This window comes from Streptomyces sp. NPDC046831, from assembly GCF_040645305.1.
GTDB lineage: Bacteria > Actinomycetota > Actinomycetes > Streptomycetales > Streptomycetaceae > Streptomyces.
Window position 1 is genome coordinate 26,793 of record NZ_JBEYXZ010000033.1, and the last position, 24,724, is coordinate 51,516.

The window sequence follows — 24,724 nt, forward strand, 5'->3', positions numbered from 1 at the left end:
CCATGACCAGCACCACCGAACCCACCGAGCCGCTGTCGGTCGAGCAGTTGTCGGCGACGACCCTGCTGCGGTTCGCCACCGCCGGTTCCGTCGACGACGGCAAGTCCACCCTGGTGGGCCGTCTGCTGCACGACTCCAAGTCGGTCCTCGCCGACCAGCTGGAGGCCGTGGAGCGCGTCTCGGCGAGCCGCGGCCAGGAGGGCCCCGACCTGGCGCTGCTGACGGACGGCCTGCGTGCCGAGCGCGAGCAGGGCATCACCATCGACGTGGCCTACCGCTACTTCGCCACGCCCCGCCGCCGGTTCATCCTCGCCGACACCCCGGGCCACGTGCAGTACACCCGGAACATGGTCACCGGCGCCTCGACCGCCGAGCTGACGGTGGTCCTCGTCGACGCCCGCAACGGCGTCGTCGAGCAGACCCGCCGGCACGCCGCGATCGCCGCGCTGCTGCGCGTGCCGCACGTGGTCCTGGCCGTCAACAAGATGGACCTGGTGGACTACCGGGAGTCCGTGTTCGCCGCGATCGCCGAGGAGTTCACGGCGTACGCGACCGAGCTGGGCGTCCCCGAGGTCACCGCGATCCCCATCTCGGCGCTCGTCGGCGACAACGTCGTGGAGCCGTCCGCGCACATGGACTGGTACGGCGGCCCGACGGTGCTGGAGCACCTGGAGACGGTGCCGGTCAGCCACGACCTGGCGCACTGCCACGCCCGGCTGCCCGTGCAGTACGTGATCCGCCCGCAGACCGCCGAGCACCCGGACTACCGCGGCTACGCGGGCCAGATCGCCGCCGGCACCTTCCGGGTCGGCGACGAGGTGACGGTCCTGCCGTCCGGGCGGACCACGAAGGTCACCGGCATCGACCTGCTGGGCGAGCCGGTCGACGTGGCCTGGACGCCGCAGTCGGTGACGCTGCTGCTCGAGGACGACATCGACATCTCGCGCGGCGACCTGATCGTGCCGGCCAAGGACGCGCCCGCGACCACGCAGGACGTGGAGGCGACCGTGTGCCACGTCGCCGACCAGCCGCTGGCCGTGGGCCACCGGGTGCTGCTCAAGCAGGGCACCCGCACGGTCAAGGCGATCGTCAAGGACATCCCCTCCCGGCTGACCCTGGACGACCTGTCCCTGCACCCGCACCCGGGCCGGCTCGTCGCCAACGACATCGGCCGGGTGAAGATCCGCACCGCCGAGCCCCTGCCGGCCGACTCCTACGCGGACTCGCGCCGCACCGGCTCGTTCATCCTCATCGACCCGAACGACGGCACCACGCTCACCGCGGGCATGGTCGGCGAGTCGTTCGCCGCTCCGGAGCCCGTCAGGGACGAGTCGCAGGACGACGGGTGGGACTTCTGACGTGAACTGCACCGACGTGTACGCGACGTTCGCCAAGGAGGGCGGCCGGGTCGGCAGCGGCGCCCTCGGCAGCGGGCAGGGCGGAGTGGCGCGATGTGCCGCCTGACGCCCCCGGCCGACCGGGTGCCCACGCATGCTCTGCGTGCCCTCGTCCGCCACCGCCCGCACCACCGAAGACCTGCCGACCTCCCGGCCACGACCTGAGAGACCGTGACCGCCGGGCCTCCGAGAGGAAAGACCTCCCGTGCCTTCCACACCCTTCCTGCGCCGCACCGTCGCGGCGGTGGCCGCGCTCCCCCTGCTCGCCCTCGCCGCGTGCAGCTACGGCTCCGAGGCCAAGAACGACGACACCGCCAAGGTGGCCTCCGGCGCCGAGAAGACCGATGGCCTCGACAGCGTCAAGATCGGCTATTTCGGCAACCTGACGCACGCGACCGCGCTCGTCGGCAACCAGAAGGGCTTCTTCCAGAAGGAGCTCGGCGCGACCAAGGCGGAGTACGCGACCTTCAACGCCGGCCCGTCGGAGATCGAGGCGCTCAACTCCGGCTCCATCGACATCGGCTGGATCGGCCCGTCCCCGGCCATCAACGGCTACACCAAGTCCGACGGCAAGAGCCTGAGGATCATCGGCGGTTCGGCGTCCGGCGGCGTGAAGCTGGTCGTCGACCCCGAGAAGGTCACGTCCCTGAAGGACGTCAAGGGCAAGAAGATCGCCACTCCGCAGCTGGGCAACACCCAGGACGTGGCATTCCTGAACTGGATCGCCGAACAGGGCTGGAAGGTCGACCCGCAGAGCGGCAGGGGCGACGTCACGGTCGTCCGCAGCGACAACAAGGTGACCCCGGACGCCTTCAAGGCCGGTTCGATCGACGGCGCGTGGGTGCCGGAGCCGACCGCGTCCAAGCTGGTCGCCGAGGGAGGCAAGGTCCTCCTCGACGAGGCCGAGCTGTGGCCGGGCAAGAAGTTCGTGATCACGAACATCATCGTGCGCCGGCAGTTCCTCGAGGAGCACCCGAAGGCCGTCGAGGCGGTGCTGAGGGCGTCGGTCGCGACGAACCAGTGGATCAACGCCAACCCCGCCGAGGCGAAGGCCGCGGCGAACAAGCAGCTGCAGGCCGACTCCGGCAAGGCGCTGCCCGCGCAGGTGCTGGACCCGGCGTGGAAGTCGATCCAGATCACCGACGACCCGCTGGCGGCGACCCTCGGCACCGAGGCCGACCACGCGGTCAAGGCGGGGCTGCTGGAGAAGCCCGACCTGAAGGGGATCTACGACCTCACGATCCTCAACAAGGTGCTCAAGGCGGCGGGCCGCAGCCCGGTGTCCGACGCCGGCCTCGGCGTCGGCTGACCCGCGTTCCCGATCAGTCCCCAGGAGGTGACGACCATGGCCACGACCCTCGCCAAGGCCGGCGAGTCGCTCGATCAGGCGGCCCGCCTCGAGCACGTCTCGAAGTCCTTCGCGGTCCCGGGCGGGCAGCAGCTCGTCCTGGACGACATCAGTCTCGACGTCGCGCCGGGCGAGTTCGTCACCCTCCTGGGGGCCTCGGGCTGCGGCAAGTCGACGCTGCTGAACCTGGTGGCGGGCCTGGACAAGCCCACCGCCGGCTCCATCGCGACGGACGGCCGGCCGGCGCTGATGTTCCAGGAGCACGCCCTGTTCCCGTGGCTGAGCGCGGGCAAGAACATCGAACTCGCCCTGCGGCTGCGGGGAGTACCCAAGGCCGACCGGCGCGGCCGGGCCGAGGAACTGCTCGAACTCGTACGGCTGAAGGGCGCCCACGGCAAGCGGGTCCACGAACTGTCGGGCGGTATGCGCCAGCGTGTGGCCATGGCCCGGGCGCTGGCGCAGGAGAGCAGCCTGCTGCTGATGGACGAGCCGTTCGCGGCCCTCGACGCGATCACCCGGGACGTGCTGCACGACGAGCTGACCCGGATCTGGGCGGAGACCGGGGTGTCGGTGCTGTTCGTCACGCACAACGTGCGGGAGGCGGTGCGGCTCGCCCAGCGGGTCGTCCTGCTGTCCTCCCGTCCGGGCCGGGTGGCGCGCGAGTGGGCGGTCGACATCCCGCAGCCGCGCCGCATCGAGGACGCCCCCGTGGCGGAACTGTCCATCGAGATCACCGAAGTACTGCGGGGAGAGATCCGGCGCCATGGCCAGCACTGAGACGAAGACGCCGCAGGACGCCGGAAGCGTCGAGGCGGGCCTCGACGCGCTGGAGGCCGGGACGGTCGGCCGTCCGACCTTCCGGCAGACCTTCGTGAACAAGATCCTTCCGCCGGTCGTCGCCGTCGCGGTCGTCCTGGTGGTGTGGCAGGGGCTGATCTCGTTCGGCGTCGTCACCGACCCGACCAAGCTGCCGTCGCCCGGCGCGGTCTGGGACACGGTGCGCGAAGCGTGGCTGCAGGGCACGCTGCTCGGCTACATCTGGACGAGCGTCTCGCGCGGTCTGCTCGGCTTCCTCTTCGCGCTGCTGATCGGCACCCCGCTCGGCCTGCTGGTGGCCCGGGTGAAGTTCGTGCGCGCGGCGATCGGGCCGATCCTGTCCGGGCTGCAGTCGCTGCCGTCGGTGGCCTGGGTGCCGCCGGCCGTGATCTGGCTGGGCCTGAACAACTCGATGATGTACGCGGTGATCCTGCTCGGCGCGGTCCCGTCGATCGCCAACGGGCTGGTGTCCGGCGTCGACCAGGTGCCGCCGCTGTTCCTGCGGGCGGGCCGCACGATGGGCGCGACCGGTCTGAAGGGCACCTGGCACATCACGCTGCCGGCCGCGCTGCCCGGCTATGTGGCGGGCCTGAAGCAGGGCTGGGCGTTCTCGTGGCGCTCGCTGATGGCCGCGGAGATCATCGCCTCGTTCCCGGACCTCGGGGTGGGCCTCGGCCAGCTGCTGGAGAACGGCCGCAACGCCAGCGACATGGCCCTGGTCTTCGAGGCCATCCTGCTCATCCTGGTCGTCGGCATCGCGATCGACCTGCTGATCTTCAGTCCGCTGGAGCGGTGGGTGCTGCGCAGCCGCGGTCTGCTGGTGCGGAGCTGAGACCCATGCCCGATCCGGTGCTTGTCGTCGTCGCCCACGGCAGCCGTGACCCGCGGCACGCCGCGACCGTGCACGCCCTCGTCGAGCGGGTGCGGTCGCTGCGGCCCGGGCTGCGCGTGGAGACCGGCTTCCTGGACTTCAACGTCCCGTCCGTGCCCGGGGTGCTGGAGTCGCTGGCCGCGCGGGGCGTGCGGGACGTGGTGGCGCTGCCGCTGCTGCTGACGCGCGCCTTCCACGCGAAGGCGGACATCCCGGCGGTGCTGCGGGAGGCGCCGTCGCGGCTGCGGATCACGCAGGCGGAGGTCCTCGGTCCCTCGCCGCTGCTGATGCGGGCGCTCGAGCGGCGCCTGTACGAGGCGGGGCTGTCCCCCGCCGACAAGGCCTCGACCGGGGTCGTGCTGGCCTCGGCGGGGTCCACCGATCCGGAGGCGGGCGCAGTGATCGCTGACATCGCGCGGGAGTGGCGGCACACCGGTTGGTGCGCCGTGCGGCCTGCGTTCGCCTCCGCCGTGACTCCCGGGGGGATCCCGCGCACCGAGGACGCGGTGCGCGCGCTGCGGGCGCTGGGCTGTGCGCGGGTCGCGGTCGCCCCGTACGTCCTGGCCCCCGGTTTCCTGCCGGACCGCATCGCGCGGGGCGCGGCCGGGGCGGACGTCCTCGCCGACGTGCTCGGCCCGGCGCCCGAGGTGGCCCGGGTGGTGCTGCGGCGTTACGACGCCGCGCGGACGCCGGCTCTCCGGGCCGTCGGAGCCTGAGGGCACCGACGGAACGGAACGGGCGGGCGGCACGGGCGAGCGCGGCTGGGCGGGGGCGGCACGGGTCGCGCCGTGGCTCGCCGGAGGGTGAGCGGGCGCAGGAGGCAGGACCGGTCGGCGGGTGGGCAGCGGTGCCGGGGTCCGGTCGGCGGGCGAGCCACCGGGGCCGGGGTGGCGCCGGCGGGCGAGCCATTGGAGCCGGGATCCCATCACCGGGCGAGCCACCGAGTCCGGGGTCTCGTCACCGGGCGAGCCATTGGAGCCGGAATCCCATCGGCGGGCGAGCCATTGGGAGCCGGGATCCCGTCGGCGGGAGCGTGCGAGCGCGTGGAGCCGGGGCACTCGTATCCGCGGTCCGGCACTCCCCTGCGATGCCGGACCGCGGACACGGGGCCGCCCCCAGCGGCGGCGGGATGCTCGTCGAACCCCCGCCGTGGGCGATCACTTGGTTCTGCGCCGCCTGCAGTGTTCGTGTCACTCGCCGCCGGCCTCGATGGTCGTGATCCGGTCAGCCGCAACGAAGCACCCCCGTGCGGGTCCGCCTGAGCGGGAAGGAGCCCGTGCAGGCGGCCGGGGCAGGGCCCGCGACACCGGCCCGCACCCACACTGTTCCCGACGTGGACGGCCGGCGTGGCCGCACAAGCACCGGGATCCGGCTCGGCACCGGTCTCCTGACTGGCCGTACGACCTCGTCGTGGGCGGTGTCGTGCGCGGCGTCGGCGAATGCGGCCGGGAGCCCCGGCTCGGCGAGCGACCGGGCCGACCGCCGGTCGAACAGCACCGCGACCAGGCGGGTACACGGTTGCGGATGTTGCGCGGGCGCGGGCTCACGGGGCGAAACCGAAGGTCCGCGGAGCGTTCCCCCTCCCCTTCCGGTAGTCCGCGGGAGCGATCCCGGCGAACGGGCCGGCGGGGCCGAGGAAGAGGCCGGCCCGGGTGGGCGCGCCGTGATCGTGGCCGAAAGTCATCATGTCAGCATCGGTGACCGGGTGACTCGGGAGCACGGACCGATCGGCGCGCTCGCCGGTGGCCCGGTTCGCCCCGCCGCTCCCGGCCCCGGGGTCACTCCCGCGTCAGCTCCACGAGCTTGACGACGGTGTTCCAGTTGCGCGTGGTGGCGATCAGCCCCTTGGTCAGCCGGGGCCGGGCCAGGTCCGTGGCGAGCTGGGAGCGGCCGAGCCCGTTGGGCGCGTACAGGTACAGCACCCGGTCGCCGAGGCGGAACTCCTCGGGGAGCCGGGCGGCCCGGTCGATCTCCGCGAAGCGCGAGGCGTCGACCGGCGCGGAGAAATAGGTGACGTGCAGCTGCCTGCCCTCCAGCTCGGCCGAGGGGAACGGGCACGCCTCGGCGACCGCACGCAGATACGCGTGGTCGCGGACGATCACGTCCACCGTGAAGCCGAACCGCTCCTCGATCGCCTCGGTCAGCCGCGCCGCCAGCGACTCCTCGTCGCCACCGCCGGCGGCGAAGACGGCCTGGCCGCTCTGCAGGTAGGTACGGACGCCCTCGTGACCGAGATCCTCCAGGAGCGCGCGCAGCCCGGCCATCGGGATCTTCCGGTTGCCGCCCACGTTGATCCCGCGCAGCAGCGCCGCGTACATCGTCATGCCCACACCATAGAGCGGCCGTCGTGCCCCGTGGGGGCGGGCACGACGGCCGCCGGCCGCGCGGCCGGGCGCACCGCGCTCCCGGTCCCTCACGGCGCTTCCCCCACATTGTCCACGACGCGGTGACGTGTTCGACGAGGTGGCGCGCGGCGGGTGACGTGTCCGGGCAGACCCTCCACCGGACAGGCGGGGCGTGCGCACCGCCCTCACGCGCCGCCGTGCGCGGTCAAGCTCGGCCCCATTCACGCGCCGCCGTGCGCGGTCAGCTCGGCGTCATTCACACGCCGCCGTGCGCGGTCAGTTCCGCCTCGATCAGGTCCGCGGCCCGCCGGGTACCGCCCTCCCGCGCCATCCCGGCCCGGATCTCCGCCAGGCGCCGCGCGACCTCGGGGTCGTCGACGAGGGCCGGCGCGGCCGCGCGGAGGGTTCCGTCCCAGCCGACGGCAGCCTGCGGCTGCTGCGCGACCCGGACGCGGTCGGGCTCGACGATGACGACGAGGGCGCCGACGAGTGAGCCGAGCTGTCCGCCGGCATGGACCGTCGGCACCAGTGGCTGTGCCTCGAACGGCGCGGGGGCGAGCCTGGCGGGTCAAGGGGTGAGGGGTGCCAGCACCTGATTGTGGGTGTGTTGGTAGATCACAGAGGTACGGAATCCGACGACTTCGCGGCGCTCGGTGAACTTGTCCATGAGGAAGCCGTGGAGGTAGTCAACGCTTGGTACGGAGACGTGCACGATCATGTCGTCGCCGCCGGTGACGACATAGACCGTGCTGACCTCAGGCAGGGCTGCGGCATAGGTCTTGAACGCCTCGATGACCGCCCGGCTGAGGGGGCGGATCTGGAAGTGGATAAGCGCCTGGACGTGACGGTTCAGGGCGGCCGGGTGGACAGCAGCGTGGTAGCCGGTGATGACCCCGCGGGCGCGCAGTGCGCGGATGCGTTCCAGGCAGGTCGACGGGGCGATGCTGAGGGTGCGGGCGAGGTCGCGGTTGGTCTGCCGCGCATCGCGCTGCAGATGCCGAACGATCGCCGAATCAAGTTCGTCCATGCGGCGAGTATGATCCCCCGCGCCGAATTCTATTCGCCTGATAGCCCCTGGCCTTGTTCGAACGGCTAGCTTCACGCCATGACAGTCGGACTTGAGCAAGCTCTGTCCCTCAGCATCCCGAATCCTTCTCACGAGCTGGTACAGGTCGTACGCGGCAGCCGCAGCGGACTCGCGATCAGCGTCGCGATCCACTCGACCGCTCTCGGTCCGGCAGCCGGTGGGTGCCGGATCGCTCACTACGCTGACCCGGCCGCCGCGATCGCTGACGCGCTGCGGCTGGCGGCAGCGATGACCGAGAAGAACGCGCTGGCAGGTCTGGAACACGGCGGCGCAAAGGCAGTCGTCGCCCTCCCGACCGCAGCCCGGCCGGCCGGAGGGGAGCGCACGGCACTGCTCCACGACCTCGGCGACGCGATCGAATCGCTCGGCGGCCGCTACATCGCAGGCCCGGACGTGGGAAGCAGTCCGGTCGACATGTCCGTGATCGGCGACCGCACCACCCATGTCTGCTGCCGACCCGTCGAGGACGGCGGCAGCGGCGACTCCTCCCTCCACACCGCGCGCGGCACCCTGGCGGCACTGGGTGCGGTGGCCGATGAGGCCTTCGGCTCATCGGAGCTCGCCGGCCGGGCCTTCGGGGTAATCGGCCTCGGCGCGGTCGGCGCCCACGTGGCCCGGCTCCTGGACCGGGCCGGCGCGCGGCTCGTCGTGACCGACGTCAACCCGGCCAGACGCAGCCTGGCCGAGGAGTTGGGCGCGACCTGGGTGGATCCGGACGACGCCCTCACCGCGGAGGTCGACATCCTCGTGCCGGCCGCGCTCGGCGGCCTGCTGACCGCCCGCACGGTGCCGCTGCTGCGGTGCGCCGCCATCGCCGGCCCGGCCAACAATCAACTCGACGAACCGGCCACCGCCCGCCTCCTCGCGGCACGAGACATCCTTTGGGCGCCGGACGTAGTCGTCAGCTCCGGCGGAGTCATCCACGCCACCGGTGTCGAACTGCGCCAGGAATCCGAGGAACGGCTGACCGAGCGCATCCAGGGCATTGCAGCTACGCTCCGTCAGGTTTTCCACAGGGCCCGGACCCATCGGACCACGCCCGCGATCGCGGCCAGGCAACTCGCCGAGCAACGGGTTCGCCAGGGACGCTCGCACCCGACTCGCCCGCAGCGCTGCCCCTGACCTCGCGGGCAGCCGGGCCGATGGAGTCCGAGCCGCCGGCATCCCACGCGACAACAACAGGAGTGCTGACAACATGGCGAACCACTGGGGCGGAGTGACCATCGACTGCATCGACGTGGAACGGGTGGCGGCCTTCTGGAGCGTCCTCCTTGACCGCCAGAGGGGGCCGTCCCAGCCTGGCTGGGTGTACCTCGGCCACCGCGGCGACCCACAGCCCCGCCTCGTCTTCCAGCCTGTTGAAGAGCCGAAACATGGCAAGGCACGCCTACACCTCGACGTCGTGGTCGACGACATCGACCAGGGCATCGCCCAGGTCGTCGCCCTCGGCGGCCGGTTCACCGGCGAACGCCACGACTACGACGAGGGCGTGGTCGTCGTGATGGCCGATCCTGAAGAACACGAATTCTGCCTGGCCCAGTACTACTGACCCGCGCCACGCCCCCGTGCCCTCGGCAGCGACACAGACCGGCAACGGAGCTTCAGCGGGAACGCGTGGGCCACCGCCAGCGGCGCGACGCCAACCTGGACCGGCCACCGGCCCCGGCCTGTGCTGATGCGAGACTGGCCGTCGCACGGCGGCGACGCGCCGGCGTGCGCCCGGCAGGGCGTGGGCAGCCGCGGACGCGCGGCCCGTCCACGGCAGCCCGGTCGGCACCCGGCACGGAACGGACAGGGAGGCGGGCGGATGGACGAGGCACGGGCGCGGGACGTACTGGCCGCTGCGGGGGTCCTGCCCGGCCGGACCCCGGACGCGCGGCTCCTCGCCCTCGGCGAGAACGCCGTGTTCGCCGCCGGTGACCTGGTCGTCAAGGTCGGCCGGGACGCCGAATTGCTGGAGCGCGCCCGGCGCGAGCTGCGGACCGCGGTGTGGCTGGCCGAGGCGGGGGTGCCCGCGGTGCGGGCGGCCGCACCGGAGGCGCTGCTCGTCGACGGGCACCCGGTGACCGTCTGGCACCGGCTGGCCGATCCCGTGCGCCCCGCCGAGCCCCGGGACCTGGCCGACCTGCTGCGGATCGTCCACGCACTGCCCCACCCGCCCTTCGGCCTGCCGCCCCGCGAGCTGCTGGACGGCGTGGAGCGCTGGCTGAGGCTGGCCGGCGAGGCGATCGACCCGGCGGACGCGGCGTACCTGCGCGAGCGGCGCGATGGCTTCGCGGCGGCCGCGGCCGCGCTCACCCCGCACCTGCCGCCGGGCCCGATCCACGGCGACGCGCTGCCGCGCAACGTGCACATCGGCCCGGACGGGCCGGTCCTGGTCGACCTGGAGACCTTCTCCGCCGACCTGCGCGAGCACGACCTGGTGGTGATGGCCCTCTCACGCGACCGCTACGGCCTGCCCGCCGAGGCGTACGACGCCTTCACCGCGGCCTACGGCTGGGACGTGCGCGAGTGGGAGGGCTGCGCGGTGCTGCGCGGCGCCCGGGAGACGGCCAGCTGCGCCTGGGTCGCCCAGCACGCCCCGAGCAACCCGAAGGCGCTGGCCGAGTTCGAGCGCCGGGTCGCGTCCCTGCGGGACGGCGACGAGACGGTGCGCTGGTACCCGTTCTGACCCCACCGCCTCCGACCCCACCGCCCGGGCGACGCGCCTAGACCATCTCGCCCGCCGGCTCCTTCAGTGGCCAGGTGCCGTCGACCACCGCGGTCGCGTCGCCCTTGCGGCGCAGGAAGGCCTGGAAGTCCGCCGCCCAGGCCGCGTACCACTCGATCTGGCGACTGTGCAGCTCCGCCGGGCCGAGGGCCGCCACCTTGGGGTGGCGGCCGGCTATCGCGCAGGCCAGCCGCGCCGCGGCGAGGGCGTCGGCCGAGGCGTCGTGGGCGGAGCCGAGCACGACGCCGTACTCCGCGCAGACCGCTTCCAGCGTGCGCTTGCCCCGGCGGTAGCGGTCGGCCCAGCGGTCGATGGTGTACGGGTCCACGACCGGGCCCGGCTGCGCGCCGCCGAGGCGGTCCCGCAGCGAGGGCAGTCCGTGGCGGCGCAGCTCAGCGGACAGCAGCGTCAGGTCGAAGGCGGCGTTGTACGCCACGACCGGCACGCCCGTCCGCCAGTACGCCACCAGGACGTCGGCGATCGCGTCCGCGACCCGGTCGGCCGGGCCGCCCTCGGCGACGGCGCGCTCGTTGGTGATGCCGTGCACGGCCACCGCGTCCGCCGGGATCTCCACCCCCGGGTCCGCCAGCCACTCCCGGCGCCCCAGCGGCTCTCCGCCCCTGACCTCGATCACGGCTGCCGTGACGATGCGCGCCTCGCGCGGATCCGTGCCGGTCGTCTCCAGGTCGAAGCCGATCAGCAGCTCCCGGTACCAGCCCATGGCGGCCCCCCTTCTCGGTGTTGCTCTCCCCCGGTGCTCCTCACCCTCGCACGCGCCACTGACAATCAGGAGATTGCGTTCCGCTTCGGGCCCCGGCCCGCCCCGCAGCCCCGTCGACGCACCGTCGGCGAGGGGGCCGCCCCGTTCCCCCGGGACACCTCAGGACACGGGCCGCGCGTCCGCCCACATCAGCTCGAACTCCTCGCGGTACGTACCGAAGAGCCCGCCTTCGTCGACCTCGCCCGACTTGACCACCCGGGTGCCGTTGCGCAGGACGAACACCGGCGCCTCCATGCCCCGGCTGCGCCGCAGATAGGACTGCACGACCGCGACGCCGTCGGAGCCGTCGCCGTTGACCAGGTACGCCGCCACGCGGGGCGTCTCGTCGTAGACCTGGATCTCGAAGGCGCCCGGGTCGCGCAGCCGGGAGCGGACCCGGCGCATGTGCAGGATGTTCATCTCCACCGAGCGGCTCAGCTCGCCGCGCTTGAGCCCGAGTTCGCGCTCGCGCCGCTTGACCGCGCCGGAGGCCGGGTTGAGGAACAGCAGCCGCACCCGGCTGCCCGACTCGGCCAGACGCACCAGGCGGCGGCCGGAGAAGTTCTGCACGAGCAGGTTCAGGCCGATGCCGATGGCGTCCAGGCGCCGGGCTCCGCCGAAGATGTCCTCGGCCGGGAACCGGCGCAGCAGCCGCACCCGGTCGGGGTGCACGGCGACCACGTCCGCGTACCGGTCGCCGACCAGGTCCTCGACCGCGTCGACCGGCAGCCGCCGCGCCGAGGGCACGTCGCCGCCGGCACCGAGGATCTCCAGCAGCCGCGCGGAGGCCCGTTCGGCCTGGTTCAGCACGGCCTCGGACAGGGCCCGGTTGCGCGAGACGACGTTCCGGGTGACCTCCAGCTCGTCCAGGGCGAGTTCGAGGTCCCGGCGCTCGTCGACGTACGGCTCGAAGCAGGGCCAATGCTGCACCATCAGCTCGCGCAGCTGCGGCAGCGTCAGGAAGCTGACCACGTTGTCGTCGGCCGGGTCGAGCAAGTAGCCCTTGCGGCGGCTGACTTCGCGGACGGCGACCGCCCGCTGCACCCACTCCTGCCCGGCGGGCCCGGCCGCGGCCACCACCCAGTCGTCGCCGTGGACGGGCTCGTAGACGGGGCGCAGCACGGCGGAGACGACGGCGCGCAGCCGCTGCTCGACGAGGTTCAGCCAGATGTAGGCCCGGCCCGCGCGCTGCGCGCGGGTGCGCACCTCGTGCCAGGCGTCGGCGCCCCAGTCCAGCTCCGGCCCGATGGAACCCGCGTTCATCGGGCGGGCCAGGGACACCGCGCCGGGCGGGACGTCTGTGGAGTCCCCCTCGCGACCTTCGTCACCAGGGGGCAGCTCCAGGCCTCCCGAGCCCACCCGTGCACCGCCTTCCGCTCCCCCGAGCACTCCCCGTCCCAACGATCAAGGAAGCGTACTCCGGGAGCGGTCCGCAGTGCAGCCGGATGGACAGCTCGCTACTCAACTGCCTTCTGAGGGCCGTCCGTTCTGGCCCCTGAGGGCGGGCGGCGTGAGCGGGTTCATGGCCGTGACGTCACGTGGTGAGAGGGAGAATCCCTGCCAGTGGACGGGCATCGGCTGCTGGTCCTCGTCCCGCGCGACATGGTGGAATCCGACGTTCACCCACACGACCGGGTGAGTGAGGTTCTGTCCGTTGACCCACCGGTCGACGGACGTGCCGTGCCGCGCGCCGCAGTCGAGCAGGTTGTCGCTGGCGTACTGCTCGCACTGGGCGTATTCGGTGAAGTAGACGTGGTGCCGTGTGAAGGGGCGGCCGGCGTACGTGGTCGTGGCGGCGGGGACGAACTCGTAGGAGCGGGCGTGCCCGTCCTTGTTCTTGCCCGTGGCGCTGACGATCCGCCACCAGCGGCCGTTCTTCGCGTCGCCCGCGAGTTCCTTGGTGACCTTGGTGCGCGTGGTCCGCTCGGTCGGGCCCTGCTGTCCGCGCCCGGGCGGGCTGGCCACGGAGTCGTACTGCTCGATGCGTCCCTTGGAGGAGCCGTCCAGGTCGAAGTCGAGCCGCCAGAAGACGTTGTGGCTGTGGCTGGTGGCGTACCCCTTGGCGCCCTTGCCGAGCGGCCAGCCCCGGCCGTCGCCGGCGTCGTAGTCGAAGGGCGAGAGGCTGCCGGTGGCGCCGACGTTCATGTGCATCGCACCGTCGTCCTGGAAGCGCCACTCGGTGATGTACTCGTACCAGCCCACCTTGTTCACGGTGTACACCAGCAGGTCCTTGCCCTGGGCCTGGTAGACCCTGGACAGGTCGTCGGACTGCATGCGGTAGGCGTGGCCGCGGGAGCGGGTCGTGACGCACAGGCCCCTGCCCCTCTGGTGCTCCGGGTCGTAGGGGTCGGGCACCTTGACCGTCCTGATGGTGCCGCCGGGGCACTCGGCGGGCGCCAGGTCCATCAGCCCCTGGCCGAAGCCGGCCTGGGTGAGGTCGCTGTACTCGTTCACGCCGTCGTCGTAGGGCACGTGTATCTGGGCGAGCTTGGCGGTGGCCAGCACCTTGATCGGCCGGCTCTCGCCCGGGGGCTGGTAGGAGACGTGCTCGAGGACGAGGCCGGCGTTCCGCTCGTAGCGCCAGCACATCCGCCAGACGGTGCCGGCGGCGAGTTTCTGTTCGATCCGGTGGGCGGCACCGCAGTCGGCGGCCGGGGCGGCCGCCGTCCGCGCCGTGGCGGTCCCCGGCTCGGCGGTGGCCGGTCCCGCGCCGGTGGTCGTGGCGGCGGCGAGGGCGGCCAGGGAGAGGCCGAGCGCCACCCGCCGGCGGGCGCGGCCGGTTCTGTTCGCGGGGGTGCTGGTCACGGACTTGCTGTTCGAGGGCGTGCTGATCACGGGCGTGCTGTGCACGGGCATGAGGAAGCGACTTCCTGTCGTGAGGAGCAGGTCGGACGGGTCGGCGAACCGCGCGCAGGGCGGCTCAGGCGCCGAGGCGGCCGACCTTGCGGGCACTGAGGTCGATCACGAAGGCGCGCGCGTCGATCCACGCCCCGTTCCTGATCTTCGGGAAGAGCCGGACGCAGCGGTGTTCGCCGCACCGGTCGAGCAGGGCCGGCTGGGCGCCCGGGGCGGCCCGGTAGATCATGCTGTCGAGCAGCAGCTGGTCCGGCGAGGTGAGCGTGTCGCCGGTGGCGTCCCGGTAGTCGGCGCGCAGGCCGGCTCCCAGCGGGTCGGCGATCAGGATGCGGGCGGCCTCCACGCTCTCGGCGCGGCTCAGCGGCGGCTGCACCCCGTGCTGCCTGCCGGTGTGCTCGACCTTGCCGGTGCCGAGGTCGACGGTCGCAGTGACGACGGCGTCGTCCCGGTAGTCGTAGAAGATGACGTCGGCGCGCCGGGGCGCGCGCGGGTCGTCGAGCTCGGCCGCGGCGGGCGGGGAGAGCTCGGTGCCGAGACGCTGCGGGCCGCGGCCGCCCGTGACGTTCTCGCCGGCGGCGGTCAGCCGGCGGTCGACGGCCAGCGCCCCGGCCCGCTCGATCTCGTCGTCGGTCAGCGGATCGCGCCCCGTGCCCTTCGCCCCCTCGGCCGGCGCCGGCGCGACGACGCCGGGCGCCGGTGTACCCGGTGTGCCGGCCGCCGCCTGTCCGCCTCCGGCCTTCCCCGTCTCGCCGGCCCCCGCCGTGCCCGGCAGGGTGACGGCGACCATCGCGGCCGTCGCGGCGACCGCGACCGCCGCACCGGCCACCGCCTTGCCCAGATGTCGGTGCACTACTGTGCGCACAGGTCCCCCTACTCCCCCTGGTCACAGGGGTGTGTTCTGCCCCACTGGTTCGGCATAGCGTGTATGCACTGGTCGTGCGGTAAGAGGGGAGGTAAGCCGGAGGTGGTTCCCTCACTTGCGGGAACACTCGGAACGTAGGTGCCACCAGGGGCGCCACTCACCTGAAAGAGTCGTGTCCATGCAGGTCTGGCCTGGAGAGGCTTATCCACTCGGTGCCACGTACGACGGCGCCGGCACCAACTTCGCGCTGTTCACGGAAGCCGCGGACCGAGTAGAGCTGTGTCTGCTGCACGACGACGGCTCCGAGACGGCCGTGGAGATGCGGGAGAGCGACGCGTTCGTCCGGCACGTGTACGTGCCGGGCATCATGCCGGGACAACGGTACGGATTCCGGGTGCACGGTCCGTACGCCCCGGAGCGCGGGCTGCGCTGCAACTCCGCGAAGCTGCTGCTCGACCCGTACGCGCGTGCGATCAGCGGTGACATCCGGTGGGGCGAGGAGGTGTACGGCTACCACTTCGACGACCCGGACAGGCGCAACGACCTGGACTCGGCCCCCCACACGATGACGTCGGTCGTCGTCAATCCGTACTTCGACTGGGGCGACGACCGGCCGCCGCGCCACGGGTACCACGAGACGGTGATCTACGAGGCCCATGTGAAGGGCCTGACCATGCAGCATCCGGGCCTGCCCGAGGAGCTGCGCGGGACCTACGCGGCGCTCGCCCACCCGGCGATCATCGAACACCTGACCGAGCTCGGCGTCACCGCGCTGGAGCTGATGCCGGTGCACCAGTTCGTGAACGACCACCGCCTGGTCGACATGGGGCTGAACAACTACTGGGGCTACAACACGATCGGCTTCTTCGCCCCGCACAACGCGTACGCCTCCTGGGGCGACCGCGGACAGCAGGTGCTGGAGTTCAAGTCGGCGGTCCGGGCCCTGCACGAGGCGGGCATCGAGGTCATCCTCGACGTCGTCTACAACCACACCGCCGAGGGCAACCACCTGGGGCCGACGCTGTCCTTCAAGGGCATCGACAACCCCCAGTACTACCGCCTCACGGACGACCCGCAGTACTACATGGACACCACCGGCACCGGGAACTCGCTGCTCATGCGGTCCCCGCACGTGCTGCAGATGATCATGGACTCGCTGCGGTACTGGGTCACCGAGATGCACGTCGACGGCTTCCGCTTCGACCTCGCGGCAACCCTGGCCCGCCAGTTCCACGAGGTGGACCGGCTGTCGTCGTTCTTCGACCTGGTGCAGCAGGACCCGGTGGTCTCCCAGGTGAAGCTGATCGCCGAACCGTGGGACCTCGGCGAGGGCGGCTACCAGGTGGGCAACTTCCCGCCGCTGTGGACCGAGTGGAACGGCAAGTACCGCGACACCGTCCGCGACCTGTGGCGGGGCGAGCCGCGGGCGCTCGCCGAGTTCGCCTCCCGGCTGACCGGCTCGTCCGACCTCTACCAGGACGACGGCCGCCGGCCGCTGGCCTCGATCAACTTCGTGACCTGCCACGACGGCTTCACGCTGCACGACCTCGTGTCGTACAACGAGAAGCACAACGAGGCCAACGGCGAGGACAACCGGGACGGCGAGAGCCACAACCGGTCCTGGAACTGCGGGGTCGAGGGCGAGACGGACGATCCGGAGGTCCTCGCGCTGCGGGCCCGCCAGATGAAGAACTTCTTCGCCACGCTGATGCTGTCGCAGGGCGTGCCCATGATCAGCCACGGCGACGAGTTCGCGCGCACCCAGCTGGGCAACAACAACGCCTACTGCCAGGACAACGAGCTGTCCTGGGTCCGGTGGCCGGACGACGGGAAGGACGGCGGCGAGCTGCCCGACTTCGTCCGGGCGATGGCCGAGCTGCGCAGGGAGCACCCCGTCCTCCGCCGCCGCCGCTTCTTCCACGGGCGGCCGGTGGAGGGCACGCACGACGAGCTGTCCGACATCGGCTGGTTCACCCCCGAGGGCCAGGAGATGACGCAGCAGGACTGGGACTCCGCCCAGGCCTCCACGCTGACGGTGTTCCTGAACGGCAACGCGATCTCCGAGCCGGGCCCGCGCGGGGAGCGGATCACCGACGACTCGTTCCTGCTGATGTTCAACGCCGCGCCGGAGTCGCTCGACTTCGTCGTGCCGGTCGATCACGGGCGCCAGTGGGAGGTGGTCGTCGACACCGCCCGCGCGGACGGGGTCGATCCGGACGCGGGACCGAAGGTGGACGCCGGGGAGCGGCTGACGCTGCGGGACCGCAGCCTCGTGGTGCTGCGACGACCGGCCTGAACGGCGTTCCCGCCGGTCCGGGGCAGCCGAGCGGCGTGCCCCCGCCGACTGCCGGCCCGAACGACGTGCCCCCGCCAGCCGCCGGCCTGAGCGACGTTCACCCGGCCGGGGGCGCGGCCCCAGCGGCGCGCCCGGCCGGGGGAGGCCCGAGCGGTGTGCCCGGCCGGGGGCGCGGCCCCAGCGGTGTCCCGGCCGTCGGCCCGAGCGGTGTGCCCGGCCGGGAGGCGGCCCGAGCAGCGCGCGCTCGGTCGGCCGCGCCGGCCTGAGCGGCGCTCACGGCGTGCCCCCGGCCGACTGCCGGCTGAGCGGCGTTCACCCGGCCGGGTGAGTGAGGCGCCCGTCCGGGTGGACCCGGGCGGGTGCCTCGCGGCATCGCGGGCAGCCGGGGCGCGCGGCTCCGGAAGGGCCGAGGGGGCTGAGGCGGCTGGGGCGCGCGGCTCCGGAGAGGCCGGGCGGCCGGGCGCTCCCCGCTCCCGAGAAGCCCAGGCGGCCGGACGCTCACGACTCCCAAGACGCCGATGACACGAAAAGCCGCCGGGCGGGTACGTAGCTTCCCATGACACGTGAGCGACCCGCCCCCGTCGTGCCCACGGCGACCTACCGGCTCCAGCTCCAGCCCGGCTTCCCCTTCGCGGCCGCGGCGGCCGCCGTACCGTACCTGGCGTCGCTCGGCGTCTCGCACCTGCACCTCTCCCCCGTCCTGGAGGCCGTCCCGGGCTCCCTGCACGGCTACGACGTCGTGGACCCCGCGCGCGTGCGCGGCGAGCTCGGCGGCGAGGAGGGGCTGCGCGCGCTGGCGCGCACCGCCCGGGAGCACGGGCTCGGCCTGGTGCTGGACATCGTGCCGAACCACATGGCCATGGCGCCCCGCCACAACCACGCCCTGTGGGAGGTGCTGCGGGAGGGTCCCGCGTCGCCGTACGCACGGTGGTTCGACATCGACTGGAAGGCGCAGGACGACCGGGTGCTGCTGCCGGTGCTCGGCGGTCCGCTCGGCAAGGAGCTCGACCACCTGAAGGTCGACAGCGACGTCCTGCGCTACCACGACCACGTCTTCCCGCTGCGCGAGGGCACCGCGTCGCTGCCGCTCCCGCAGCTGCTGGACGCCCAGTGGTACCGCCTCGGGTGGTGGCGGCTCGCCCGCACGGAGCTGAACTACCGGCGCTTCTTCAGCATCTCCGAGCTGATCGGGGTGCGGGTGGAGGACCCGGAGGTCTTCGACGCCACCCACGCCAAGATCCTGGAACTGCTCCACGACGGCGTGGTCGACGGCCTGCGCGTCGACCACCCCGACGGCCTGGCCGACCCCGACGCCTACCTGGCCCGGCTGCACGCGGCCACCGGCGGCCGCTGGACGGTGGTCGAGAAGATCCTCGCCGACGGCGAGCACCTGCCACCCGCCTGGCCGGTCGCCGGCACCACCGGCTACGACGCCCTCCGCCACGTCGACGGCCTCTTCGCCGACCCCGCCGGGGCGCGGGACCTGCTCGCCGCCTACCGGGAGTTCGCCGCCCCGCGGGCGGACCGCGGCGGCGACTGGCAGGCGACGGTGCGCAGCGCCGCGTACGAGGTGATCTCGCACGAGCTGGCCGCCGAGACGGAGCGGCTGACCCGGGTCGCGAACCATGTGTGCGCCACGTCGCAGGACCCGGCGCTGCGCGACCGGGCACCGTGGGCGCTGCGCACCGCGCTGCGGGAGCTGCTCGTCCGGATGGAGGTCTACCGGCCCTACGAGTCCGTCGACGCCGCGCGTGTCGTCACCGACGAGGCCGCCCGGGAGGCCCGGGGCGCGTTCGTCGTGCCCGAGGAGGGCGAGGCCGTCGACGTGGTGCGCGACCTGGTCCTCGGCCGGTACGGCGACGATCCCGGTCACGTGGAGTTCCGCACCCGGTTCGCACAGGCCTCGTCCGCGCTGCGGGCCAAGTCGGTCGAGGACACCGCCTTCTACCGCTACGTGCCGCTGCTGTCGGCGAACGAGGTCGGTGGCGACCCGGGCAGCCCGGCGGTGTCGCCGGAGGACTTCCACGCGTACTGCGCGCGGGTGCAGCGCGACTGGCCCCTGACCGGGACCGTGGTCTCGACGCACGACACCAAGCGCAGCGCCGACGTGCGGGCGGCGCTGGCCGTGCTCAGCGAGTGCCCGCGGCGCTGGGCGGACGTCCTGGCCGAGGTGAGCGGAGCCGTGCGGGACGTGCCCGACGGGCAGGTGGCGTGGGCGGCCTGGCAGACGGTGTTCGGGCTCGGCCCGGCGGACGAGGAGCGGGTGCGGGAGTCGCTGCTGAAGCACGTGCGCGAGGCGGGCCTGCACACGACCTGGACCGAGCAGCAGCCCGTGTACGAGGAGGCGGTGGCGCGGTTCGTCGCCCAGGGGCCGTGCGGGGCGCCGGGCGAGGCGGTGGCCGCCCTCCGCGCCGCGCTGGAGCCGCACATCCGGGCGAACGTGCTGGGGACGGCCCTGGTCCATCTGACGATGCCGGGTGTGCCGGACCTCTACCAGGGCACGGAGGCCGAGTACCGGGCCCTGGTGGACCCGGACAACCGGCGGCCCGTGCGGTTCCCGCCCGTGGACCCCGCGGACAAGGGCGCGGTGACGGCTGCGGCCCTGCGGGTGCGCGCCCGGCGGCCCCGGGCCTTCGGTGCCGAGGCGTCGTACACCCCGCTGGAGGCGCGGGGCCCGGCGGCGGAGCACTGCCTGGCGTTCGCCCGCTCCGGGGAGGTGGTCACGGCGGTGACCCGGCTGTCGCTGCGGCTCGCGGAGGCGGGCGGCTGGGGAGACACGCGGCTCCCGCTGCCGCCGGGCCGCTGGACGGACGCGCTGACGCCGGGCCGGGAGTTCGAGGGCGACGCGCCGGTGGCGGACCTCTTCGAGCGGCTGCCGGTGGCACTGCTGGAGCGGGCGGACGGCGCGCAGGCCGGTCCCGCGGAGGGCTGAGGAACCGTCCGCGGGCGGGCCGGCCCGCGGACGCTCCCCGCCGGCCCGCTCACCGCGCGCAACGCGAAGTCGCCGGGTCGGCGGGTCGGCGGGACCAGCAGGACGTCCGTCGACTGGTCCCGCCGACAGGTCCGCCGGGCGGTCACCGACACCCGGTCGGCGGACCGGCAAGGCGCCAGCACGCCGCCAGGCCGGCGGAGCAGCACCCCCGCCGGCCCGTCCACCGACACATCCGCCGAGAAGCCGCCCGGTCAGCAGACCGGCAGGGCCCCCACCGACGTGCTCGCCCGCACTCACCATCTCGGCATAGCAGCATGCCCGCCGGCACTTCCCCACGAAGCCGCCCGGCAACGGGGCCAGCGGACGCCCGCCAATCCGTCCGCCCGCCCCTCCGCCGCTCGCGGATGCAGCGGATCCGGCCACCCGGGCGGCCGCCCCGCGGCGGCTTCCGGTGCGTCGAGGCCCGCTCCGGTCGCGTGCTTGACAGTTCACACAGTCCGTGGGGTACTGCGGGTGCGAGGCCGGACGGACACATCGGGGGTGAGTCCCGTGCCGGAGCCGCACTACCCCAGTGTTCCCGAACTGGTTGCCACCGCCCACGCGCTGGCCCGGCGCCGGCCAGGTCTGTGCCGTCTGGAACAGGTGGGTCTGTCCCGCGCGGGCAGACCCCTGCACCTGCTGTCCGTCGGGCACGCCCGGCGCGCCGTGCTGGTCGTCGCCGGCGCCCATCCCAACGAGCCCGCGGGCGGCTCCGCCCTGCGCGCGCTGGCCCGGCGGGTCGTGGACGAGCCGGGGCTGCGGGCGGACACCTCCTGGCACTTCCTGCTGTGCGCGGACCCGGACGGCGCGAGCCTGCACGTCACCCCGGCCCCGCGCAGCCTTCTCGACTACCACCTGGGCTTCTTCCGGCCCGCCGGCCCCGAGCAGCCGGAGTGGTCGCCGTCCGTGCTGCCGCCCGACCGGCTGCCGCCCGAGACCCGGGCGCTGACCGGCGTCATCGACGCACTGAGGCCCTACCTGCAGGTCACGCTGCACGGCACCGACCTGGGCGGCAGCTGGGTCCAGCTGACCAGGGACGTCCCGGGACTGGCCGAGCCCTTCGCCAAGTCGGCGGCCGAGCTGCGCATCCCGGTGGAGACGGGCGCCTCGGACGCCGCCGGCTGGCCCGTCTCCGGGCCCGGGGTGCGGGTCATGCCGGACCCCGGGGCGGACGCGGCGTATCCGAGCCTGCCGGACGACGCCCGCCACAGCACCTGGTACCACGCCCACCGGTACGGCGGCCTGACCGCGGTCGTGGAGGTGCCGATGTGGGCGAGCGACCTGGTGGACGACCCCGCGCCCCATCCCGCGCCGGAGGCGGCGATACGGCGGCTCGCGCACCGGCTGCTGCAGGACGGGAGGGAGGTGGAGCTGGTCCTCGCCGACGCGCTCCCCCGCCTGGACGGCGCCGACGGGCCGCTGCTGCGCGCCGCCAGGTGGGGCCTGGGCCTGGTGCCGGGCCTCGCCTCCGACTGGACGCGGACCGCGCCGCCCGACCGGACGAGGGCGTACGTCAGCAGCGTGGACGCGTTCGGCCGCCGGCTGCCGCTGCGGGCGGCGGCGATGCTGCTGCGGGTGCTGCGGGACGCCGGCGACCGGGCGGCCCCGCGGCTGGAACGGCTCGTGGGCACGTGGAGCGAGGCGTTCGCCGACCACTTCCGTGCCCGGTGGGTGCCCCTGGAACACCAGGTCGAGCACCAGTGCCGCACGGTCCTCGCCACGGCCCGGCACGCCCGCGAACGGGCGGCCTGACGGCGCTCCCGCCCCGCCGCCGTACCTTTGGGCGCGTCGGCTCCGGCCCCCGCCCGCGCGGCCGGTGCGCGGGGTCACCCCGGGAACGGGCGGACGCGAGTGGCCGGGGGCGCCGCCGGCTCCGTGGCCGCCCGCGTCCGGCGCCGCCGTCACCCGTCCAGCGCGAACACCTTGCCCGTACGCGTCCGCATCTCGCACGCGTTGGCGAAGGTCTCCGTGTAGTCCACCGCCCGGCCCTGCCACTGCCCGCGCGCGTGCACCGTCACGGGCGCGTAGACCATCGAGCAGACCCCGTCCGTGTGAGGGACGGCGCGGATGTCGCCGCGCGCCGCCCTCAGCTGCGCGCAGGCCTCGGCCGCGCGGGCGTGCCCCTCCGGCGGGTCGCACAGCAGCATGGTGCCGCGCGTGTCGCCGGACCGGACGTCGCCGCGGGTGACGGACAGGTACAGCCAGTCGTGCCGGTCGACGCTCCGGTGCGCCGCCTGTACGGGGGCCGGTGCCGCGAGCAGGAGGGCGGCCAGGCCGGCAGGCAGCGCCCCACCCGTCTCGTCGTCGCCTTGATGGTGTGCGTCATTCCCGCCGTATCGGCACGGCGGTCCGGGGACCCCGGTCCGGCTCACCCGAACGGGAGCGCGGGCGTGTGTGCCGGCCGGCCAGCTCGGCCGCCGCCAGCACCACCCGTGTCTGGAACTCGGCCTGGCGGGCGACCGGTATCCAGCGCGCCCCCATCCCGTGGTACTCGGCGCACCAGGCGTCGACGAGCCGGTCCAGCTCGGGCAGGACACCGGCCGGATCGTGCCCCGCGCTGCGCACGAGGCGGTGCAGCAGGCCAGCGGTGCGCAGGGCCAGCCGCCGCCCGGCGATGCGCAGGGCCGCCAGGTGGCCGGCGGTCAGCGCCGGGAGCCTGCTCTGCGCGGTGGCGTCGGCGGTGTCGGGGTCCCACGCGTCGGCCAGGCCGGGACCGACCAGCAGGTAGTCGCCCACGGGAGCGAGCAGGCGGGCCGTGTCCGGCCCGTCCGCGAGATGGGGACGGGCCCGGTCGAGGAGCCGCTGCAGCAGCCGGATGTCGTGGCGCAGGGCCCGGCTGACGGAGCGCCGCACCGCGTCCCCGTCCGACGGCGCGGGCACCGAGGGGTCGGCCACAGCGGCCACGCCCCACATCGGCGCCTCGACGACCGCGGTCAGCGTGCCGTGCCGGTGCGGGTGGAACCAGGTCGACTCCACGGCCGCCTCCGTGATGGCGGCGGCCAGGCCGGCCCGGCGCGGGGGCGGGATCAGGTACACGGCGGGCCCGAGGCGCGGCCAGTACAGCGCGTCGTAGGCGCCGGCCTCGCGCGGGATGCCGAGGCGTGCCGCGCTGTGCGCGACGCGCTGCGGCAGGCCGGGCAGGTCGCGGGTCAGCTCGACGAAGCCGCCGCCGACGTCCACGCCGTGCAGGGAGAACTGCGCGAAGGGCCGCAGTTCGTCCTGGAGGTCGAGCAGGGCGCGGGTCTCGGGCAGCGCGGCGGCCGCGGCGCCGCCGGGCAGCCACTCCGGCTGCTCCAGGAAGCCGGGCCGGAAGAAGTCCCTGAAGTACCGGCCGAGGGTGTACGGGCCGGTGAGCCAGCCCTCGTTGCGGCGGGAGCCGTCGGGGTCGAGGCACAGCAGCAGGTTCCAGGTGACGCCGGCCCCCGCGCCCGGGTCGGTGAGGGCCCGTTCGGCCAGCCGCAGGACGGTGGCGCCGCCGACGGGTTCGTTGGCGTGCGGTCCGGCGACGATCAGGGCCTGCCGCTCGCCGTGGCCGACGGTGAGCAGCCACAGGGGCGTGCCCGCGCGGGAGGTGCCGGCGCGGCGCAGCCGGGCGTCTCCGGGGTGGCGGGCGACGAGCGCGGCCGCGCGGGCGCCCAGCTCGTCGACGTACGGGTAGCGCAGGAGCGGCGGCAGGGCACACCTCCGATGCGGCGCCGTCGGTTCACCTGCTGTGCAGGCGTAGGAACAGTCAGTCACGGCTCGGGGAGTACGTCAACACCACCGGCCGAAAACAGACTTGACCAACCGCGCCGAGTCACACCCGGGCCTCCGGTTCCCGAGGGCTCAGTCGGCGGAGAGCCGGAACGCGACCCGCCCGAAGCCGACCTGGTCGCCCTCGCGGACGACGACCGCGCCGACGACGCGCCGTCCGTTGACGGTCGTGCCGTTGGTCGAGCCGAGGTCCCGCAGGATCCACCTGCCGCCCTGGCGGCTGAGCTCGGCGTGCACACGGGAGACCGTGTCGTGGGTCAGCCGCAGCCCGCTGGCGGGGTCGCGGCCTATCCGCAGCGGGTGGGTGGCGCCGGGGTGGGGCAGCAGCAGCTTGGGCAGCCGCTCGGCATGCCAGGCCCGGCGCAGCCGCACGGTGAAACCGGAGACAGCCCCGACGGTGCCGAACACCAGACGGGAGAGACGGCCTTCGGTGCGCAGGTCCGAGGTCAGCGCGGCGAGCTCGTCGGGGACGCGGGCGGCGAGCGCCAGCTCCATCCGCCGGACGAACGTGTCGTGCGACAGACGGCCCATGGCGACGCCGTCACGCAGCACCTTCAGCGCCTTGTCGCGCTCCGCGTCGGACAGCCGCGCGGGGTACGTGTTGAACTCGAAGGACGACGTCACGGTGGTGATTGTCTTTCAGCGGACCGTG

At 73.7% G+C, this 24,724-nt stretch carries 20 protein-coding genes and 1 pseudogene; 11 read left to right on the plus strand and 10 right to left on the minus strand.

From position 1 onward, the window contains the following. The first annotated feature begins 2 nt into the window (after window positions 1-2). The 5 genes from ABZ920_RS24425 (at window position 3) to ABZ920_RS24445 (ending at window position 5,148) form a co-directional block, all read left to right on the plus strand. Window positions 3-1,358 (plus strand): GTP-binding protein, encoded by a 1,356-nt coding sequence (locus ABZ920_RS24425; RefSeq protein WP_361508743.1) that lies wholly within the window; start codon window positions 3-5, stop codon window positions 1,356-1,358. A gap of 244 nt (window positions 1,359-1,602) precedes the next feature. Further along, a complete protein-coding gene (locus ABZ920_RS24430) occupies window positions 1,603-2,706 on the plus strand; it encodes an aliphatic sulfonate ABC transporter substrate-binding protein (protein ID WP_361508745.1) in 1,104 nt (367 codons plus the stop codon). Window positions 2,707-2,742: 36 nt separating this feature from the next. Next, window positions 2,743-3,522, plus strand: coding sequence for an ABC transporter ATP-binding protein (locus ABZ920_RS24435; RefSeq protein WP_361508748.1), 780 nt, complete (start codon window positions 2,743-2,745; stop codon window positions 3,520-3,522). Further along, window positions 3,509-4,393 (plus strand): ABC transporter permease, encoded by an 885-nt coding sequence (locus tag ABZ920_RS24440; RefSeq protein ID WP_361508751.1) that lies wholly within the window; start codon window positions 3,509-3,511, stop codon window positions 4,391-4,393. The genes ABZ920_RS24435 and ABZ920_RS24440 overlap by 14 nt, the downstream gene beginning before the upstream one ends. A 5-nt stretch (window positions 4,394-4,398) precedes the next feature. Further along, the gene (locus ABZ920_RS24445) at window positions 4,399-5,148 is read left to right on the plus strand and encodes a sirohydrochlorin chelatase (protein ID WP_361508754.1); all 750 of its coding nucleotides are present in this window, start codon (window positions 4,399-4,401) and stop codon (window positions 5,146-5,148) included. A 1,062-nt stretch (window positions 5,149-6,210) separates the two neighbouring features. Here the strand turns inward: ABZ920_RS24445 and ABZ920_RS24450 are convergent. From ABZ920_RS24450 to ABZ920_RS24460, 3 genes and pseudogenes are all read right to left on the minus strand, one after another. Continuing rightward, window positions 6,211-6,756 carry a DUF1697 domain-containing protein gene (locus ABZ920_RS24450; RefSeq protein ID WP_361508757.1) on the minus strand — a complete coding sequence of 182 codons (546 nt, stop codon included), beginning with the start codon at window positions 6,754-6,756 and terminating at the stop codon, window positions 6,211-6,213. A 277-nt stretch (window positions 6,757-7,033) separates the two neighbouring features. Beyond that, window positions 7,034-7,180 (minus strand): annotated as a pseudogene (locus ABZ920_RS24455) (glycosyl transferase); the annotation flags it as partial. A gap of 165 nt (window positions 7,181-7,345) precedes the next feature. Continuing rightward, a complete protein-coding gene (locus tag ABZ920_RS24460; RefSeq protein ID WP_361508760.1) occupies window positions 7,346-7,804 on the minus strand; it encodes an Lrp/AsnC family transcriptional regulator in 459 nt (152 codons plus the stop codon). A gap of 78 nt (window positions 7,805-7,882) precedes the next feature. Between ABZ920_RS24460 and ABZ920_RS24465 the strand changes: the two genes are divergently transcribed. The 3 genes from ABZ920_RS24465 to ABZ920_RS24475 all read left to right on the plus strand — a co-directional run bounded on the left by ABZ920_RS24465 (window position 7,883) and on the right by ABZ920_RS24475 (window position 10,535). Then, the gene (locus ABZ920_RS24465; protein WP_361508763.1) at window positions 7,883-8,986 is read left to right on the plus strand and encodes a Glu/Leu/Phe/Val dehydrogenase dimerization domain-containing protein; all 1,104 of its coding nucleotides are present in this window, start codon (window positions 7,883-7,885) and stop codon (window positions 8,984-8,986) included. A gap of 73 nt (window positions 8,987-9,059) precedes the next feature. Next, the gene (locus tag ABZ920_RS24470; RefSeq protein WP_361508766.1) at window positions 9,060-9,413 is read left to right on the plus strand and encodes a VOC family protein; all 354 of its coding nucleotides are present in this window, start codon (window positions 9,060-9,062) and stop codon (window positions 9,411-9,413) included. A 258-nt stretch (window positions 9,414-9,671) separates the two neighbouring features. Then, window positions 9,672-10,535, plus strand: a complete 864-nt coding sequence (locus ABZ920_RS24475; protein WP_361508769.1) for an aminoglycoside phosphotransferase family protein — start codon at window positions 9,672-9,674, stop codon at window positions 10,533-10,535. A gap of 37 nt (window positions 10,536-10,572) precedes the next feature. Here ABZ920_RS24475 and ABZ920_RS24480 read toward each other — a convergent pair whose 3' ends face one another. The 4 genes from ABZ920_RS24480 to ABZ920_RS24495 all read right to left on the minus strand — a co-directional run bounded on the left by ABZ920_RS24480 (window position 10,573) and on the right by ABZ920_RS24495 (window position 15,052). Beyond that, window positions 10,573-11,295, minus strand: coding sequence for a 3'-5' exonuclease (locus tag ABZ920_RS24480; RefSeq protein WP_361508772.1), 723 nt, complete (start codon window positions 11,293-11,295; stop codon window positions 10,573-10,575). 159 nt (window positions 11,296-11,454) lie between these two features. Then, a complete protein-coding gene (locus ABZ920_RS24485) occupies window positions 11,455-12,693 on the minus strand; it encodes an SAV2148 family HEPN domain-containing protein (protein ID WP_361508775.1) in 1,239 nt (412 codons plus the stop codon). A gap of 102 nt (window positions 12,694-12,795) precedes the next feature. Beyond that, window positions 12,796-14,190: a copper amine oxidase gene (locus tag ABZ920_RS24490; protein ID WP_361508778.1), complete on the minus strand. Its 1,395-nt coding sequence runs from the start codon at window positions 14,188-14,190 to the stop codon at window positions 12,796-12,798. 64 nt (window positions 14,191-14,254) lie between these two features. Further along, window positions 14,255-15,052, minus strand: coding sequence for a Tat pathway signal sequence domain protein (locus ABZ920_RS24495; RefSeq protein ID WP_361508780.1), 798 nt, complete (start codon window positions 15,050-15,052; stop codon window positions 14,255-14,257). Window positions 15,053-15,230: 178 nt separating this feature from the next. Here ABZ920_RS24495 and glgX point away from each other — a divergent pair, with 178 nt between their 5' ends. From glgX to ABZ920_RS24510, 3 genes are all read left to right on the plus strand, one after another. Then, on the plus strand, window positions 15,231-17,348 hold the full coding sequence (gene glgX, locus ABZ920_RS24500; RefSeq protein ID WP_361508783.1) for a glycogen debranching protein GlgX: 2,118 nt from the start codon (window positions 15,231-15,233) through the stop codon (window positions 17,346-17,348). Between the two features lie 556 nt (window positions 17,349-17,904). Continuing rightward, window positions 17,905-20,280, plus strand: coding sequence for a malto-oligosyltrehalose synthase (gene treY / locus ABZ920_RS24505; RefSeq protein WP_361508786.1), 2,376 nt, complete (start codon window positions 17,905-17,907; stop codon window positions 20,278-20,280). 540 nt (window positions 20,281-20,820) lie between these two features. Beyond that, window positions 20,821-22,071 carry a M14 family zinc carboxypeptidase gene (locus tag ABZ920_RS24510; RefSeq protein ID WP_361508789.1) on the plus strand — a complete coding sequence of 417 codons (1,251 nt, stop codon included), beginning with the start codon at window positions 20,821-20,823 and terminating at the stop codon, window positions 22,069-22,071. A gap of 149 nt (window positions 22,072-22,220) precedes the next feature. Here ABZ920_RS24510 and ABZ920_RS24515 read toward each other — a convergent pair whose 3' ends face one another. The 3 genes from ABZ920_RS24515 to ABZ920_RS24525 all read right to left on the minus strand — a co-directional run bounded on the left by ABZ920_RS24515 (window position 22,221) and on the right by ABZ920_RS24525 (window position 24,696). Beyond that, window positions 22,221-22,691 carry an SSI family serine proteinase inhibitor gene (locus ABZ920_RS24515; RefSeq protein WP_361508792.1) on the minus strand — a complete coding sequence of 157 codons (471 nt, stop codon included), beginning with the start codon at window positions 22,689-22,691 and terminating at the stop codon, window positions 22,221-22,223. Further along, window positions 22,642-23,994, minus strand: coding sequence for a M14 family zinc carboxypeptidase (locus ABZ920_RS24520; protein WP_361508870.1), 1,353 nt, complete (start codon window positions 23,992-23,994; stop codon window positions 22,642-22,644). Before ABZ920_RS24520 ends, ABZ920_RS24515 begins: the two co-directional genes overlap by 50 nt. Before the next feature lie 150 nt (window positions 23,995-24,144). Next, complete coding sequence (locus tag ABZ920_RS24525; protein WP_361508795.1) at window positions 24,145-24,696, minus strand: DUF1707 and FHA domain-containing protein; 552 nt, start codon at window positions 24,694-24,696, stop codon at window positions 24,145-24,147. Between the last annotated feature and the right edge of the window lie 28 nt (window positions 24,697-24,724).